Raw genomic sequence first — 15,712 nt, forward strand, 5'->3', positions numbered from 1 at the left:
GGTAGCAGGAATATGTTCAGTCTCTGCGATGGCACAAATGTCGAACAACGGAGAGTTGAATGCCCGCATCACTATTAACAGTGACAAGATACAGGGAACGGACAAATCGGTTTTTACGACTTTGCAGACGGCATTGACCGAGTTTGTCAATAACAGACGCTGGACTGACGCCACGTTTGCTGTCAACGAACGGATCGATTGTTCAATGACTATCATCCTGAGTGAGAAATCCGACAATAGTTATAAAGGAGAAATCCAGGTACAGGCTACCCGGCCGGTGTATAATTCCTCTTATCTGACTACGCTATTCAATTATCGGGACACGGAGCTTGATTTCGAATATGCCCAGTTTGAACAATTGGAATATAATGAGAACTCGTTAAGCAGTAATCTGACTGCAACGGTGATGTTCTACATTTATGTTATCTTGGGACTCGATTTTGACAGTTTTTCTCCGCTTGGAGGCAAAGCTTATTTCGAGAGAGCCCAGCAAATCGTCAACATGGCTCAGTCTCAGGGCACATGGAGTGGCTGGAAAGCTTTCGACAAAGATGACAACCGACATGGATTGATTACGGCCTTGACCGACAATACATCAGAGAAGTTCCGGAATTTCTGGTACACGTATCATCGGAAAGGTTTGGATGAAATGGCTGGTAATCCGGATCGGGGAAGAACTACGATTATTGAGGCTTTGCCGGTTCTGAAAGAAGTAAAAAGTGCCCGTCCGACATCTGTGATCATGCGTGTATTCTCGGATGCGAAATTAGACGAATTGGTCCTGATTTATTCAAAGGCGACTACGCAGGAAAAACAGGAAGGATATAAATTACTATATGAATTGTATCCGACCGAAACCAAGCGCCTGGAATCATTGCAAAAGTAATAGAACTATGCTGAATTCATTATTTATCCGGAACTTTGTCTTAATTGACAGCCTGGATATTCAATTTGATAAAGGTTTTTCAGTCATTACAGGTGAAACCGGTGCCGGAAAATCCATTATTCTCGGAGCTTTATCGTTAGTTCTAGGACAACGGGCTGACGGGAAAAGTATCAAAAAGGGAGCAGACAAATGTGTTATTGAAGTTTCATTCGATATTTCCAAATATCAGCTCGAGCCATTTTTCCTTGAAAACGATCTGGAGTACGACGCTTCAAGCTGTATCTTGCGGAGAGAACTCTTTTCTTCCGGAAAATCCCGTGCTTTTGTCAACGATTCACCCGTTTCTCTTTCTATCCTGAAAGAATTGGGAAACCGACTGATTGATATTCATTCCCAGCATCAGAATTTACTGTTGGGTGACAGCCGTTTCCAATTGCGAGTCTTGGATGTCATGGCCGAAAATGATATTCTGCTGATTCTCTATAAAAAAGAATTCTTGCGTTACCAAGGCTTAAAACGGGAATTGAAAGCGTTGTTGCAGAAAGCGGAACAGAGTAAACAGGATGAAGATTACATCCGCTTCCAACTGGATCAATTGAGAGAAGCATCTCTCTCGTCCGGCGAACAGGAAGAACTGGAACAGGAACAGGAGACTTTATCCCATGCAGAAGAAATAAAAGGTTCGCTATATAAAATAAGTGAATTGCTGGATGGTGAAGAAATGGGTAGTGTCCAATTGATTAAAGAAGCCTTGTCGTTGGCTGACGGATTGGAGCGCTATTATCCGAAAGCCAAAGAATTTGCTGAACGGTTGCGATCTGCCTATATTGACCTGAACGACTTGGCTTCAGAAGCAGACAGTCAGAAGGAAGACATTGAATTTAATCCCGGGCGTCTGGAATGGGTTAATGACCGGTTGAATTTGATTTATACGTTGGAACAAAAACACCGGGTTTCGAGTGTGGACGAACTATTGGCACTGCAGGAACAATATGAGAAACAATTGAGTGAAATCAGTTCATACGATCAGTTGATTGAAGACTTGAATCAGCAATTAGAGGTTTCACATGCCGAGTTATTGCAGCAGGCAGGTGTTTTAAGTGTTCAACGGAGAGTAGCGGCAAATACGATTGCAGAACAGCTGGTGAAAATGGTTTCGCCATTGGGAATGCCGAATATCCGTTTCCAGGTAGATATGACTACCCGTCCGGAACCGGAAGCTGAAGGAATGGATGATATCTGTTTCATGTTCTCAGCCAACAAGAATGGAGAGTTACAACCCGTAGCTCAAACAGCATCAGGTGGTGAAATTTCCCGATTAATGCTGTGTATCAAAGCCATGATTGCTGGTTTTACAGCTTTACCAACCATTATATTTGATGAAATAGATACCGGAGTTTCAGGCGATATAGCCGACAAGATGGGAAATATCATGCAGGATTTAGGCTCGAAGATGCAGGTCTTTGCCATTACCCATTTACCTCAGATTGCCGCAAAAGGTTCAGCTCATTACTTTGTTTATAAGGAAGATCGGGAAGATGGCACTGCTACACAAATCAAACGCCTGTCGGATGAAGAACGAATCAACGAAGTAGCCCGGATGCTGAGCGGTGCATCGCTGACGAAAGCATCTTTAGCAAATGCCAAAGATTTATTAAGGAAAGGACGATAAACTTTCGGACTATTGTCAGGTCTTATTACTAAAAGAATTTCCTATTATTCACTTTTAAAGAGAGTAAGCTATGAAACGATTAATTTGGATAGGATTTTTGGTATTGCTATTTAGTTTACCTGCTTATAGTCAATTCTGGATTCATTTTGAATGGAATGCCCCGACGTGTCGTGAATGTCGCTGGATGGAACAGACATTACATCTATCTCCTTGGGCAGCCAAAGAGTATCATAAGATCATTCATAAATATGGTCGAAAGATAGAACACGAGGCTCTGAAAGATTGCCGGTATTGGGATCATTCAGCTCAGATTATCTATCGTCTGCGTATGGAGAGAGACCGGAAACTACAACGGATTCTTTCACCCCGTCAATTTGAACTGTATGTATATTATATTCGGGAAACTCCTCAACGGATTCACGATTATATCGGTTGGTATGATAACCCGCATTATCCGAACTATCATCCCACACGAAACTGTTACTGGTATGAAGATTCGTATTGGAGAGGGAACTGGACTTATGCCAAGGGAAATTGGGTTTGCCATTTCGATGCCCACGGTTGGTATCCCGGCAAATATTCCCGTCCGACACCGCCTCCGCCACCACATAAGCCGGCACCAAGGCCACCTCATCATCAACCTGTTCGGCCAGAAAAGCCCGTTGCTCCTCGGCCGCCAGTAGGAAGGCCTGTTCCTCCGGCTCATGAAGGAAGGCCGTCCGGCAGACCGGAGAAACCGTCAAAAGGTCCTTCTTATCAACAGGATAAAGATCATAAAAAGGATCATCCTTCCAAAGGTTCCGGCAGATATTCCGGACATAAAAATAGCAGCGACAGCGACCGTAAATCCGGAATCAGAGGTGTAGGTCGTAAAGCCTGATTTATGATAATTATAAAACTCCTGAGAATCATTTTCAAATCTCGTTACTTTTGAAATCGATTCTCAGGAGTTTTATTTTTAAATACTAAGGAAAAGATTTTGAGGTTTGCTGAGATAAGAATACTTTTGTATGAAGTAGAAAAACAGGCAACCTGTAATAGTAAAATATATATGAATAAAACAAACTCAGTTGTGCTGGTTTCAGGCACAATCATTTTAGCGTTAGGAACCGGATGTCATTCCAAAACTTCGGAAAAGACAACCGTAGAGCAACAACAGAAACCAAACATCATCTTCATTCTATGCGATGATATGGGATACGGTGATTTGGCTTGTTATGGACAGAAATACATTGAGACGCCTAATCTGGACCGTTTGGCTGCAGAAGGTATGCTTTTCACGCAGGCCTATGCCGGAAGTCCTGTCAGTGCCCCGTCGAGAGCGTCGCTGATGACCGGACAACATACCGGACATTGCAAGATCCGTGGAAACAAGGAATACTGGAGTGGCGAAATGATGTACGGACAGAATAAGGAATACACGGTGACAGGGCAGATGCCTTACGATACCGCTCATATCATTCTTCCCGAAATCATGAAAGCTAATGGATATACAACAGGTATGTTTGGTAAATGGGCAGGCGGTTATGAAGGCTCGGAATCAACACCCGATAAACGAGGAATCGATGAATACTACGGATATATCTGCCAATTCCAGGCTCATTTATATTATCCGAACTTCATGAACCGGTATAGTAAATCGGCAGGAGATACAGCGGTAATCCGTATTCCTTTGGAACAGAATATTGAACATGCCATGTATGGTGATGATTACCGCAACCGTACTCAATATTCGGCAGATCTGATACACCAGCAAGCGATGGAATGGATTGGTAAACAAGACGGGAAACAACCTTTCTATGGCTTCCTGACTTATACTTTACCTCATGCCGAGTTGGTACAACCGCAAGATTCGATTGTACAGTATTACATGGAGAAATTCCAGAACGACAAATCTTATCCGGGTTCAGAAGGTTCGCGATATAATCCGATAATGCATACACATGCCCAGTTCGCTGCCATGATTACCCGTTTGGATACTTATGTAGGTGAAATCATGCAATTGCTGGATAAGAAAGGCTTGGCAGAGAATACCATTGTCATGTTCTCGAGTGATAACGGACCTCATGAAGAGGGCGGAGCTGATCCGGAATTCTTTGGTAGGGACGGCAAACTGAGAGGATTGAAGCGTCAGTGTTATGAAGGCGGTATTCGTGTACCGTTTATCGTCCGTTGGCCAGGAAAAGTTCAAGCAGGTTCAGTGAATGATCATATCTGTGCATTCTACGATATCATGCCTACGTTCTGTGATCTGATAGGAGAACAGGATTATGTAGCTAAATACATGAATCCGGAAAAAGCGGTAGATTATTTCGATGGCATTTCGTTTGCTCCGACTTTATTAGGGCAAGCCGGACAGAAGCAGCATGATTTCCTGTACTGGGAATTTGAAGAGACCGATCAAATCGGTGTCCGCATGGGCAACTGGAAAATGGTTGTCAAGAAAGGCCAGCCACATTTATATAACCTGGCTACCGATTTGCATGAAGATCATGACGTAGCTGCCGAACATCCGGATATTGTTCAGCAAATGAAAGAAGTCATTGCAAAACAGCACATCGAAAGTCCGGACTTTAAAGTAACGTTGCCTGAATAGACACACTAGCTCTAGTGAGACTGACACATCAAGACAGGTGTTTATGAACTACCCGTATTAGTGGGACAGTCCCACTAGAGCAGATGCTACTTCAGGAACTTTTTTCCTTTATTATACCTTTCCATAAATGTTGAACCAATCGGACAAAAGAAGCCTCTTCGAACAACTGTTTAAGAAGAATTATTCTCGTTTATGCGGGCTCGCTTATCAATATCTGAACGATGTAGAAGAGTCAAAAGACGTCGTAAATGATATCTTCGAGATAGTTTGGAACAAATTTCATACGCTTCAGATGGATACTATAGATACTTATCTGATGAAAAGCATTAGAAACAGATGTTTAAACTTGCTGGAACATCGGAAAGTACAACAACAATATGGAACTTCTTTCTCAGAATTAGATTTGTTTGAGGAAGAAATGGATTGGGAAGACAAAGAACGGACACTGGAAAAGATAGAATCCGTCTGTAAAGAGCTACCGGATAAAACCCGATATATATTGAGCCAATGTTACTTTCATCATAAGACTTATAAAGAAGTAGCCTTGGAATTACAAATTACACCCGATGCCGTCAAGAAACATATCGTGAAAGCCTTAAAAATATTACGGGAAGCCGTACGGAAGTCTGAATAAAATCAACAATCATGGTGGTTATGGAAGAAAAAGATCAAAAAGACAAAAGGAACCAAACAGAAACCTCGGAAAAGGAATTTGAATCCTTGTCCGATACAGATGTCCAGTTGTTACGGGAGGCCGGACGTATATGTGCTGAGCAAGATATTGAAAAGATGTTCCCTGCAGATCGAGCTTGGGAAGATTTTTCCCGTAAAAGGAAACGGACAAACCGACAACGCATTCTTTATGCAATGGTAGGAGCTGCAGCTGTTATCTTCATTGCCGTAATCGGATACCGTTCTTTCATATCAGAATCAGGAACCTCCAGCTATAACCTATTTACTGCCACTAAAGAAGAAACAGGATGTATCCTGACTAGTCCGGATGGATCAATGGAAGTTATTGTAAAGGATGAGTTGAATTTACTGGATGAAACCTATCAAGGGAAAGATCATTATACGATAGAAACACCATCGGGGAAAAACCTTCGGGTGATATTGCCGGATAGCAGTCAAGTGCTCTTAAACGCGCATAGCCGATTGAATTATACGCAGAAGGAGAAACGACTTGCTACATTGGAGGGTGAAGCTTATTTTGAAGTCAGGAAAGACAAAGAACATCCGTTTGTCGTGCAGGCAGGAACAGCCAGAGCCTGTGTATTGGGAACAAGCTTTAATATCCGGCATTACGAGCAGGAACAAATACATATCACCTTGCTGACCGGAAGCCTGGCTATTGAATCGGAAGCTACAAATACCCCGGAAATCATGAAGCCGGGAGATGATGCGTCTTTGCTGGAAGACGGACAGATTATCATTCAGGAAAAAGGAGAGACGTCTCGTCCGATGTGGACATCCGGATACTTTTCGTTTGATGACGCTCCTTTATCGGAAGTCCTTTGTGAATTAGGGCGCTGGTATAATATCAATGTAACGGTTCTTCATCCGGAAGCGACGACACGAAATCTTCATTTCAAATGTAAACGTTCATTGGAACTGGATGATATCCTTGAAATCCTGAATGAACTGGGTGGATTTCGGCTGGTAAAGAAAGAAAATACCATTTTTGTGCAATAAATACAGTACCCGATTTTCATTTTACCTGTATTTACCATAAAGGCACGATTAGAATGCCTTTCTATGGAACTTAAAAGAAGGAATCATGAAAAGAATTATCGGTTGTTCGCTGGTCTTGTGGTGGGGTAGCTGTATGTGGATACAAGCTTTGCCGGAAGTCGATTGTCTCAACAAGGAGTATTATAAGGAAGATCGCGTTTCGTTAATCGAAGCATTGAAGGCGTTGGAAACCCATTACGGACAGACTCTTGTCTTTACATATGATGATGTCAGTAAATTTCAGGTAAAGATGACGGAGTGGAAACCGACAATCGAAGAAGCTTTGGATTCTCTCTTAACAGATTTACCGCTGACTTATATCCGCAAACAAAACTTGATTATCATCCGGAAAAAACAGAACAGACCTCGAATACAATCACTCGAGACCGGTACGGCAGGAAAGAAAGCCGAAGGAATAACAGGACGAATCATCAACAAGCAACATCAAGCCATAGAAGCTGCTTTTGTCTGTCTTATTGACTCCGCAAAAGGGCAGCCCGTCAACCAGGCCATTACGGATGCGCAAGGAAGGTTTTCTTTTCCCTGTACGCCGGGAAATATGCGTTTATCCGTTACTTGTCTGGGATACAAACCTTATCTCTCTGCGGTAATGAACGTTGGAGAAGAGCGGGATCTTCCCGTAATTGTTTTGGAAGAAGAATCGCAGATATTGGAAAAAGTCGTGGTGATCGGAGAGAAGACACAGCCGGTACTCGAACAGAAACCCGGTAAGTTGGTATTTAATGTAGAGAATAGCATCAATGCGCAAGGCTCCAATGCTTTTGATGTATTAAAGCAGTTGCCGGGAATTTCCGTCCAGGAAGAGAGCAAGACCATCAGTCTGAACGGAAGGAGTAGCATCTTGATCTTGTTGAATGGCAAACCAACGTATATGCAGCAGGCAGAAATCGTGGATCTGCTTAAATCGACGTCTTCTGCGAATATCAAGCAAATCGAAGTCATGTCGAACGCGTCTGCGCAGTATGACGCGGCAGGTTCGGGTGGCATCCTGAATATTGTTCTGAAGAAAAGGAGAGAGGCTGGCTTCCAGATGATGATGAACGTCGGGGCGGCTTATTGGTTCAATCCGAAGCAGAATCTGGAGACGGCGTTCAACTATGCTACGGGGAAATGGAATATCTATGGGAATTACAGCCATAACTTCGGCCATTCGAATTTGTATTACGGCAGTGAACGGAAGCAGAACGGGAAACTCTTCGACAGCCAATCCACAGATACAGATAAGCGGAATACGGTAGCGGCAACTCTCGGTGCGGATTATCAATTGGCAGAACATCATGCGATCGGCGTACAAGGAACGGGGAACTTTGTATTCGGTCCGGGTTCAATCTATACGTACACCAATGTGTATGATGATTATGCCCGCAGCCACCTCTTGTATTCTCTGGCTTCGGAAAGCCAGTATGAACACCAGAAAGCGGCCCGATATAACTTCAACTTCAATTATACGTATGAGTTACCGGACGAAAGGACGTTTACTTTCGATGCGGATTATGGCTGGTTCGATGGAAATTCACGCATCTATCAGCCCAATACCTATTATTCGCCGGATGGCGTGTTGGATTCTGTCGGGAATTATCGGTCGTTGGGCGGACGAGACATCCATCTGTATGCCTTGTCTGCCCATTATACTGAGACTGCCGGTCCAGGAGAAATTCGGGGTGGCATGAAGTTTTCCAATGTTTCCTCACAGAATACGTATCAATATTTCCAAGTATTACCTGAGGAAGACGTGCTGGATAAGGATATTTCCAACGATTTCTCGTATCTGGAGTCAATTCTGGCTGCCTACCTTTTATATGATTTCCATTTTGGGGAGAAATGGAATGCCAACGTGGGACTTCGTGCCGAATATACCCATTCGGATGCCCATCTGATGCCGGTAGCGGGGAGCACGAACGAAGAAAGCCATGTGCGGCGGGATTATGTGGATCTTTTCCCTTCGGCAGGTGTTACATTCAAGCCGGACGAGAAACAAAGCTGGTCGTTGAGTTACGGGAGGCGCATCGACCGTCCGGTCTATTCGGATTTGAACCCGATCGAGCAAGCGCTTGACGGTTTATCGACTTGGAAAGGGAATCCGTTCCTGAAACCTCAGAAAACGAACCGGATCAGTCTGCAATATCAATACGACCGGACTTCGGTAGAAGTTTCTTATTCCCATACGACCGATTACCAAGTACAGGTAACCGACACCTTGGGACCGGACAAAATCGTGATGGAACCCCGTAATCTGGGAGAACAATCCTATTGGGGCTTCTCGGTTTCGCAGGGTCTGCGGTTATTGCCCGGATGGAATCTGACACTTTCGGGAAATGCCTATTATCTGGATAATCAAATGGCATTCGACGCGCAGCGGTATTATCAGCGGAAACGCTGGGCCGGAAATTTCTCTTTGCAGACCTCATTTCCCTTATTTTGGGGCATACGCTCGGAAGTGTTGGGTGTATATCTGACCAAACGGCTGGGTGGCTCGACGGAAGTTATGAATCCGACCGGCTTTGTGGATATTGGCTTTCAGAAGAAGTTCTGTCAGGGAAAAGCAGCTGTCAAATTGTCGGTATCAGATATTTTCTGGTCCAACCGCTGGGGCGACGGTATGAATTACTTCGGCGGCTTCGAATCCATCAATTACGGCTATGGAGAATCGCGTATGGTCCGATTAAACTTCACTTACACCTTTGGCGGTTCGGAAAAACGCCGGGAAAAGCATTCCAACATCGATTCTGAATTAAATCGTTTCTGATTCAGATAAAAACGCCGTTGATGGTACTCCTTTTCCAAAAGAAGTATAAAAAACACCGTTGTCAGCACTCCTTTTCCAAAAGGAGCACAAAAAACACCGTTGACAGCACTCCTTTTTCAAAAGGAGCATAAAAAACGCCGTAGTTAGCACTTCTTACACTTAAGAAGTATTAACCACGGCGTTTTTCAGATCTTATTTTCCCAAGACGAGAAGAAAATGATTATTTCAGCAGCTCTCCACTTTCAGAAACCTTGATGTGCACGTCTTTGTCACCCTTTTCAATTTCTATGTCATAATAATTGCCTGTCGGAGTCTCATAAAAGTCGGCATCATCAATCATATAGTCCGGATAGTTGGTCGTAACCGTTGTTTTAACTGCATCGGGCAATGCGTTCGGACGAATATCCCAAGAGGTATAAATCCATTCGTTGGCAGAATTGAATACAACTTCCTTCCCGATATTCTGGTCGATAATATCCACCTCGATGTTCCCGTTATCTCGATCCGTTTCGATGATAACCGCATTCGGATACATTTCTTTTACCTTCGATTCAATGTCGGTCGGAGTCTGTTCCGGCAGATACGGATTATCATTACCGCCCTGATCCGGCTGGTCTTTAATCAGAATTCCATTCGACGAATAATAAAGGTCATATTCAGTTTCTCCGCTTTCCACTTCAATCACATAAACCGTTTCTGTATTAAGACGTTCTACTTTGTCAACATCCTCTATCTTCCAGTTGGCATACTGGCTGGCTTCGAACGAAGTTCTTACAGCTTCCGGCAACGACTGATAAGGGATGTCTGTTTCCGTCATTACCCAACCATCTGTTCCAAACCAAGCTTCGGCTTCAAAACCATCCCAGCGGAAATCAACGACCGAATAACCGTTCTTCTGTTCCCATTCCTCAATCTGGGCATTCGGATACTTGGTTGAAAACTCTTCCTGGATAGCACTTGGCAGATTAGACACATTGATGTTGTCATCGTCATCACAACTTACAAAACTCATTCCGCATACTGTTGCGGCAATCATCGTAAACAACTTGATATTCATAACTCTCTTCATTTTATTTATCTAAATCAATTAATTCAAAATTCTTATTAAACTTCAGTTCCCAGCCATTGGAAAGTTTGGCTTCGTAGGTGTTTCTTTCTTTCTCCAGCTCAATGATCTTGCTGTCTGGATAGTTATCCCGTACATAAACCATAATCTGATTCGGGATCAGAGAAGCTGGCACTTGACTGTATTTACATTTGATTTTTTCCCAATTACCCGAACGGTCGAATTCAACTTTGTCACCATTCACGAAGATGACATCATAATTCTTCCCGAAGAAATCGGATTCCATTTTGGCAAGCGCCACCTTCTTGTCTGCAAAGTTCTGCTTGACGAACTGTTGAGCAGTCTGTGGCAATTCCGAGAACTGGATGGGTTTATCGTCGTCGGCATGAACGGGTATTAACAACGTACTTGCCAATATTAAAGTCATACATATTCTTTTCATTTCAAATCCTCCTTATACTTTCGTTTAATTTCTAAGACAAAGATGGAGGTCAATTCTGAAAAGAATTTGAAATTTTCGGCTTTTTATTCAGTTTTCAGATAGAAAAGTGGAAAAAATGTTTTCCTTCCTGATAATAATAATGTATAGAGAAGTTATATAAGCGGCAAATCGTATCGACAATGGCCAAGCCTAATCCGGTAGATTGTTCTTTCTTCTTCCCCTGATAGAAACGGGTAAAGATTTGTTTCTCGTCTAAAGCGCCGCTCTCGGCGGTGTTGCTGATCACAAAATCATGAGCAGATATTTGGATATCAATTTGTCCGTCTGTTGAATTATGGACAAACGCGTTCTTCAACAGATTGGCAACAAGGATAGACGCCAACGATTCATTCATGCAAACCTCACAAGAAGCGCTTTCTTCTACAGACACATGGATATGCTTATAATCGAATACTTCCTTGAAATCTTCCAGGTATTTATGCACGAGCGAATTGATTTGTATCCTCGAACTTTCCGGAAATTGTCCGTTTTCAATCTTCGAGATCAGCAACAGCGACTTATTCAGTTTCGAGATATGCTCGAGAGTTTGGTAGACTTTGCTCAATTCTTCTAGCTGACGTTCCGACATAGAGTCATCGTCCATCAGCATTTCAATCCGATTCTGGCAGATCGCCAACGGAGTTTGTATTTCATGCGAAGCATTTCCGATAAACTGTTTCTGCTGCTCATAAATAGCTTCGTTATGGGAAGTACTGCGAATCAAAGCCTCATTCAGTTTACGGAACTCGGTTACATCGGTCGGATTATCCAGCGGACGATTGTTTTTCCCCAGCGTATAAGTATCCAACCAGTTCAGGAGTTTGTATAAAGGTTTCATATTCTGCCGATAAACCAGAATATTAATCAGCAAGATGGTCAGCAATAAAACACCATAAAGGAACATGATCCAGAACCAGATAGCCGAAATCAAGTCGGCCTTTTCAATGGAAGGTGTCGATACAATCAGTTGATAAAAACGATCGTTACGGTCCTGAAAGATTGTCGTCAGAATCCGGGCCGGTTCTGTTTCTTTCTTTTCTGTTATATAGATCATCGAATCGGCATAGAGAATGTGAGGACGTGAAGCCGCATAAGCCGCGTCAACCTCCTGTAGGAAATACTGGTTGTTGGAACCATTATTATGAGAAGGTAATTTCTCTCCGGCCAAATGTCGGGTAATGATTACTTCCGAATAATCTTCAAGCGCATCATCTACCTCGTCATTGACTTCATCCATCAGGGCAAAGTAAAACAATCCTGCCCAAATAGCCAGGATTACAATCAAGGCGACAGATAAACGTCCTATGACGCGATAGAAAAGTTTCATAATCAGTTGTTCGTATTTAATTTATACCCGATACCATATACGGCTTTGATCTCCGGATTAGCCCCGGCTTCTTTCAGTTTCTTCCGGAGGTTCTTTATCTGTGCATAGATAAAGTCGAAGTTATCAACCTGGTCAATATGATCGCCCCACACTGATTCGGCTAATGTCTGCTTATTAATCAATCGGTTCGGACGATTGATAAAATAGAGTAGGATATCATACTCTTTCCGGCTCAGATCAATCGGTTGTTGATTCACCTTTACTTCAAACGTAGCCGGATTAACTTCTATATTATCCAATGTAATCAGTTTTTCTCCTCCATGATTATTCCTGCGGATCACGCTCTTGATCCGCGCATTCAGTTCGGCCAGATGAAAGGGTTTGGCCAGATAATCGTCGGCTCCCAAATCCAATCCCGCCACTTTATCTTCCAGAGAATCTTTGGCAGAGATAATGATAACATTCTCTTTCCGTTTTTCTCTCTTGAGTGATTCCAGTATTTGCAAGCCACTTCCACCGGGAAGCATGATATCCAACAGGATACAGTCGTAATCATAATCGTCCAGCTTCAATAGAGCTGCCTGATAATTATCGGCAGTTTCGACAACATACCGTTCCTTTTCCAGAGACTTCTTGATTATCTCCTGCAACGACGGATCATCTTCTATAATTAATATCTTCATGTTATCAGCCACTTGAATAGGAGCAAATGTAATAAAAAACTTTGGGTAAAGTTTATTTTACGCAGAATTTGGACATAAAAAAAGCCAGCCCCGAAAGGCTGGCTTCCTATTATCTGAATTTCAGACACACAATCAATGACATAACATTTCTGGTGTAATCGCTGTAAATTCTTTAGCATCCGACTTACGAAGCTTGATGCTTCCGTCGTTCCAGTTAGAAGGCCAACCGCCAATGATATGACCTAAAAATACAGCTTTGATTTCATGTAATCCCTTTGCCAAAGCAACTGAACTGTCATGACGAGAAAAACGTTTTACTTCACCACCGTTGTTTACCAATAATTTACCATCGATCCAAACTTCTTCCAGATCAGAAGAAATGAAATAAACACCGTCTTCCGGAATGTTTACATAACCTGTTGCAACGGCTGCATATTGGTTAACACCACGCATAGACTCGGATGTCTTAACAACCGAACGAATTTCTTTCAGGTCTTTGATAACCGATTTCTTCGTTTCTTTTTGGGCTGCTTCCAGTTCCTTAACGTTCAGATACATGCCGTCAGTTACTTCCATATTCAATCCCGGAGTTGTCTTCGCAACTTCCTTGGCAGGAGCCAGCGACTGCTTTTCTACCTGGATTGTACGGATCGGACTCATCTTACCCGAAGGTAATACAGAAGCGATCTTCAAGGTTGTAGTTTCGGTAATTTCAATCGGAGCCGTGTAGGCTGTTGATGCCGGAGTCGGTTCACTGCCATCCAAGGTATAAACCATCTTGATCGGACGGGTTGTCTTGAATTCCAGCGAAGCCTTGTCGGTGAATGCTACGAAATTGCATGAACCATTAGGCTGTTCAGGCTGCGGAATATGGTAATTGATAGCATGACCATCCAAACGAACGTAGGCATTCTCAATGCGGCGTTCGAAGTCTTTATAGTCTTTGCGGTCCAGATTCGTCCAACCAATTTCAGCAACGGCCAGGATACGCGGGAAAACCATATAATCACGTTTGGCTTCGTCGTACATGTATTCTGACCAGGTATTACCCTGAACACCTAAAATATAATTGCTCTTGCCCATAGCTACCAATGTATCTGGTATCGGATCGTAACTGTAAGTCTTCTCCAACAACGTATAACCACCGATAGTTACCGGTTCGATCTTAGAATCTCCTTGGTAAGCATCCAGATACATTCCGTTACCGCCCGGAGTCATAATAACGGTATGATCCATCAAAGCAGCGGCAATACCGCCATCTTCACCACGCCATGACATCACTGTAGCCGAAGGAGCCAGACCTCCTTCCAGGATTTCATCCCAACCGATAATCTTTTTGCCTTTTGTTGCCAGGTATTTCTCCATCCGTTGGATGACATAGCTCTGCAATCTTTCTTCAGCTGAGTGCTTGCTGTCTGCTTTCAAGCCTTCTTCTTTAATACGTTTCTGGCAAAGCGGACAGTTCTTCCAACTGATCTTCGGGCACTCATCACCACCGATGTGGAAGTATTCGCTTGGGAAAAGAGGTACCATTTCGTCGATAACATCCTGCAAGAAGGTAAACATATCTTCTTTACCCGGACACATCACAATGTCTTCTACACCCCAAATAACACGCGGAGTTCCCTGTTCTCCTTTACAAGACAGGTTCGGATAGGCAGCAATGGCAGCCATTTCATGTCCCGGTAATTCCAGTTCAGGAACAACCGTGATGAAACGGTCGGCAGCATATTTTACAATCTCCTTGATTTCCTCTTGCGTATAATAACCACTGTGTTCTGTACCTTCGCCATCAATACGTTTCGAAGCAATTTCAGTCAGCTTCGGATACTTCTTGATTTCAATACGCCAGCCCTGATCGTCTGTCAAGTGCCAGTGCATCCGGTTCATCTTGAATAAAGACAATACATCCAGGTATTTCTTTACATTCTCAACCGGCATGAAATGACGACAAGGATCCAACATTATACCACGATAGCCAAAACGAGGAGCATCTTTGATGCTTACAGCCGGAGCTTGCCAGGCAATTCCGTTTACTTTCGACGGACTTTCGATTTCGGCCGGCAGCAATTGTAAGAACGATTGCATACCATAGAACAAACCTTGAGCCGTCTTAGCAACAACAACGGCACCGTCTTTCGTTACATCCAGCGTATAACCTTCGTCGTTAGCGACATCCAATGACGGATCTACGGATAACTGAATATTTCCCTTTTCTGCTACCTGGATGTTCAAGCCAGTAGCTGTTCTCATCTTTGCCGCAAAGAATTCGGCAACAGTTTTAGCTTCAGGACTTGCCGCTGCGATGGCCGTATTGCTACCCAGACGGAAAAATCCATCATGCTGAACCAGGCTTTGTGGAGTAGGAATGATGTTGATTCCCTGATTATACGACTTCACTTCACCTTGCGGTTCGGCACACGAAGCTAAAAAACATAAGGCCATACCGGCACAAAATGTTGCAAGAAGCTTCTTCATGTTTCTGTGTTTTTTGAAATAATAA

General features: G+C 43.3%; 12 protein-coding genes. 7 read left to right on the top strand and 5 right to left on the bottom strand.

Annotated elements, in window-relative coordinates:
• Window positions 1–28 precede the first annotated feature (28 nt).
• The 7 genes from porD (at window position 29) to MUN53_RS00585 (ending at window position 9,652) form a co-directional block, all read left to right on the top strand.
• Entirely contained in the window at window positions 29–886 is an 858-nt protein-coding gene (gene porD / locus MUN53_RS00555; protein ID WP_243323009.1) for a type IX secretion system protein PorD, read from the top strand.
• A 7-nt stretch (window positions 887–893) separates the two neighbouring features.
• On the top strand, window positions 894–2,558 hold the full coding sequence (recN, locus tag MUN53_RS00560) for a DNA repair protein RecN (RefSeq protein ID WP_243322943.1): 1,665 nt from the start codon (window positions 894–896) through the stop codon (window positions 2,556–2,558).
• 70 nt (window positions 2,559–2,628) lie between these two features.
• Window positions 2,629–3,438, top strand: a complete 810-nt coding sequence (locus MUN53_RS00565) for a hypothetical protein (RefSeq protein ID WP_243322944.1) — start codon at window positions 2,629–2,631, stop codon at window positions 3,436–3,438.
• Between the two features lie 171 nt (window positions 3,439–3,609).
• Entirely contained in the window at window positions 3,610–5,154 is a 1,545-nt protein-coding gene (locus MUN53_RS00570; RefSeq protein ID WP_243322945.1) for an arylsulfatase, read from the top strand.
• 127 nt (window positions 5,155–5,281) lie between these two features.
• A complete protein-coding gene (locus MUN53_RS00575) occupies window positions 5,282–5,788 on the top strand; it encodes an RNA polymerase sigma-70 factor (protein WP_243322946.1) in 507 nt (168 codons plus the stop codon).
• Between the two features lie 20 nt (window positions 5,789–5,808).
• Window positions 5,809–6,846 carry a FecR family protein gene (locus MUN53_RS00580; protein WP_243322947.1) on the top strand — a complete coding sequence of 346 codons (1,038 nt, stop codon included), beginning with the start codon at window positions 5,809–5,811 and terminating at the stop codon, window positions 6,844–6,846.
• Between the two features lie 85 nt (window positions 6,847–6,931).
• Complete coding sequence (locus tag MUN53_RS00585) at window positions 6,932–9,652, top strand: TonB-dependent receptor domain-containing protein (protein ID WP_243322948.1); 2,721 nt, start codon at window positions 6,932–6,934, stop codon at window positions 9,650–9,652.
• Between the two features lie 220 nt (window positions 9,653–9,872).
• On the opposite strand, the gene MUN53_RS00590 is transcribed toward MUN53_RS00585, so the two are convergent.
• The 5 genes from MUN53_RS00590 to MUN53_RS00610 all read right to left on the bottom strand — a co-directional run bounded on the left by MUN53_RS00590 (window position 9,873) and on the right by MUN53_RS00610 (window position 15,687).
• Entirely contained in the window at window positions 9,873–10,709 is an 837-nt protein-coding gene (locus MUN53_RS00590) for a PepSY-like domain-containing protein (RefSeq protein WP_243322949.1), read from the bottom strand.
• Between the two features lie 13 nt (window positions 10,710–10,722).
• Window positions 10,723–11,160 carry a PepSY-like domain-containing protein gene (locus MUN53_RS00595; RefSeq protein ID WP_243322950.1) on the bottom strand — a complete coding sequence of 146 codons (438 nt, stop codon included), beginning with the start codon at window positions 11,158–11,160 and terminating at the stop codon, window positions 10,723–10,725.
• Between the two features lie 94 nt (window positions 11,161–11,254).
• Window positions 11,255–12,526, bottom strand: coding sequence for a sensor histidine kinase (locus MUN53_RS00600; RefSeq protein WP_243322951.1), 1,272 nt, complete (start codon window positions 12,524–12,526; stop codon window positions 11,255–11,257).
• A 2-nt stretch (window positions 12,527–12,528) separates the two neighbouring features.
• Window positions 12,529–13,209 carry a response regulator transcription factor gene (locus MUN53_RS00605; protein WP_243322952.1) on the bottom strand — a complete coding sequence of 227 codons (681 nt, stop codon included), beginning with the start codon at window positions 13,207–13,209 and terminating at the stop codon, window positions 12,529–12,531.
• Between the two features lie 132 nt (window positions 13,210–13,341).
• Window positions 13,342–15,687, bottom strand: coding sequence for a family 20 glycosylhydrolase (locus MUN53_RS00610; RefSeq protein WP_022455455.1), 2,346 nt, complete (start codon window positions 15,685–15,687; stop codon window positions 13,342–13,344).
• Window positions 15,688–15,712 lie beyond the last annotated feature (25 nt).

The organism is Parabacteroides faecalis (assembly GCF_022809355.1).
GTDB lineage: Bacteria > Bacteroidota > Bacteroidia > Bacteroidales > Tannerellaceae > Parabacteroides > Parabacteroides faecalis.

Coding starts and splice junctions, on each gene's coding strand:
- recN (WP_243322943.1), top strand. CDS start 894: ATGCTGAATTCATTATTTATCCGGAACTTTGTCTTAATTGACAGCCTG.
- MUN53_RS00580 (WP_243322947.1), top strand. CDS start 5,809: ATGGAAGAAAAAGATCAAAAAGACAAAAGGAACCAAACAGAAACCTCG.
- MUN53_RS00585 (WP_243322948.1), top strand. CDS start 6,932: ATGAAAAGAATTATCGGTTGTTCGCTGGTCTTGTGGTGGGGTAGCTGT.
- MUN53_RS00595 (WP_243322950.1), bottom strand. CDS start 11,160: ATGAAAAGAATATGTATGACTTTAATATTGGCAAGTACGTTGTTAATA.
- MUN53_RS00600 (WP_243322951.1), bottom strand. CDS start 12,526: ATGAAACTTTTCTATCGCGTCATAGGACGTTTATCTGTCGCCTTGATT.
- MUN53_RS00605 (WP_243322952.1), bottom strand. CDS start 13,209: ATGAAGATATTAATTATAGAAGATGATCCGTCGTTGCAGGAGATAATC.
- MUN53_RS00565 (WP_243322944.1), top strand. CDS start 2,629: ATGAAACGATTAATTTGGATAGGATTTTTGGTATTGCTATTTAGTTTA.
- porD (WP_243323009.1), top strand. CDS start 29: ATGGCACAAATGTCGAACAACGGAGAGTTGAATGCCCGCATCACTATT.
- MUN53_RS00575 (WP_243322946.1), top strand. CDS start 5,282: ATGTTGAACCAATCGGACAAAAGAAGCCTCTTCGAACAACTGTTTAAG.
- MUN53_RS00570 (WP_243322945.1), top strand. CDS start 3,610: ATGAATAAAACAAACTCAGTTGTGCTGGTTTCAGGCACAATCATTTTA.
- MUN53_RS00610 (WP_022455455.1), bottom strand. CDS start 15,687: ATGAAGAAGCTTCTTGCAACATTTTGTGCCGGTATGGCCTTATGTTTT.
- MUN53_RS00590 (WP_243322949.1), bottom strand. CDS start 10,709: ATGAATATCAAGTTGTTTACGATGATTGCCGCAACAGTATGCGGAATG.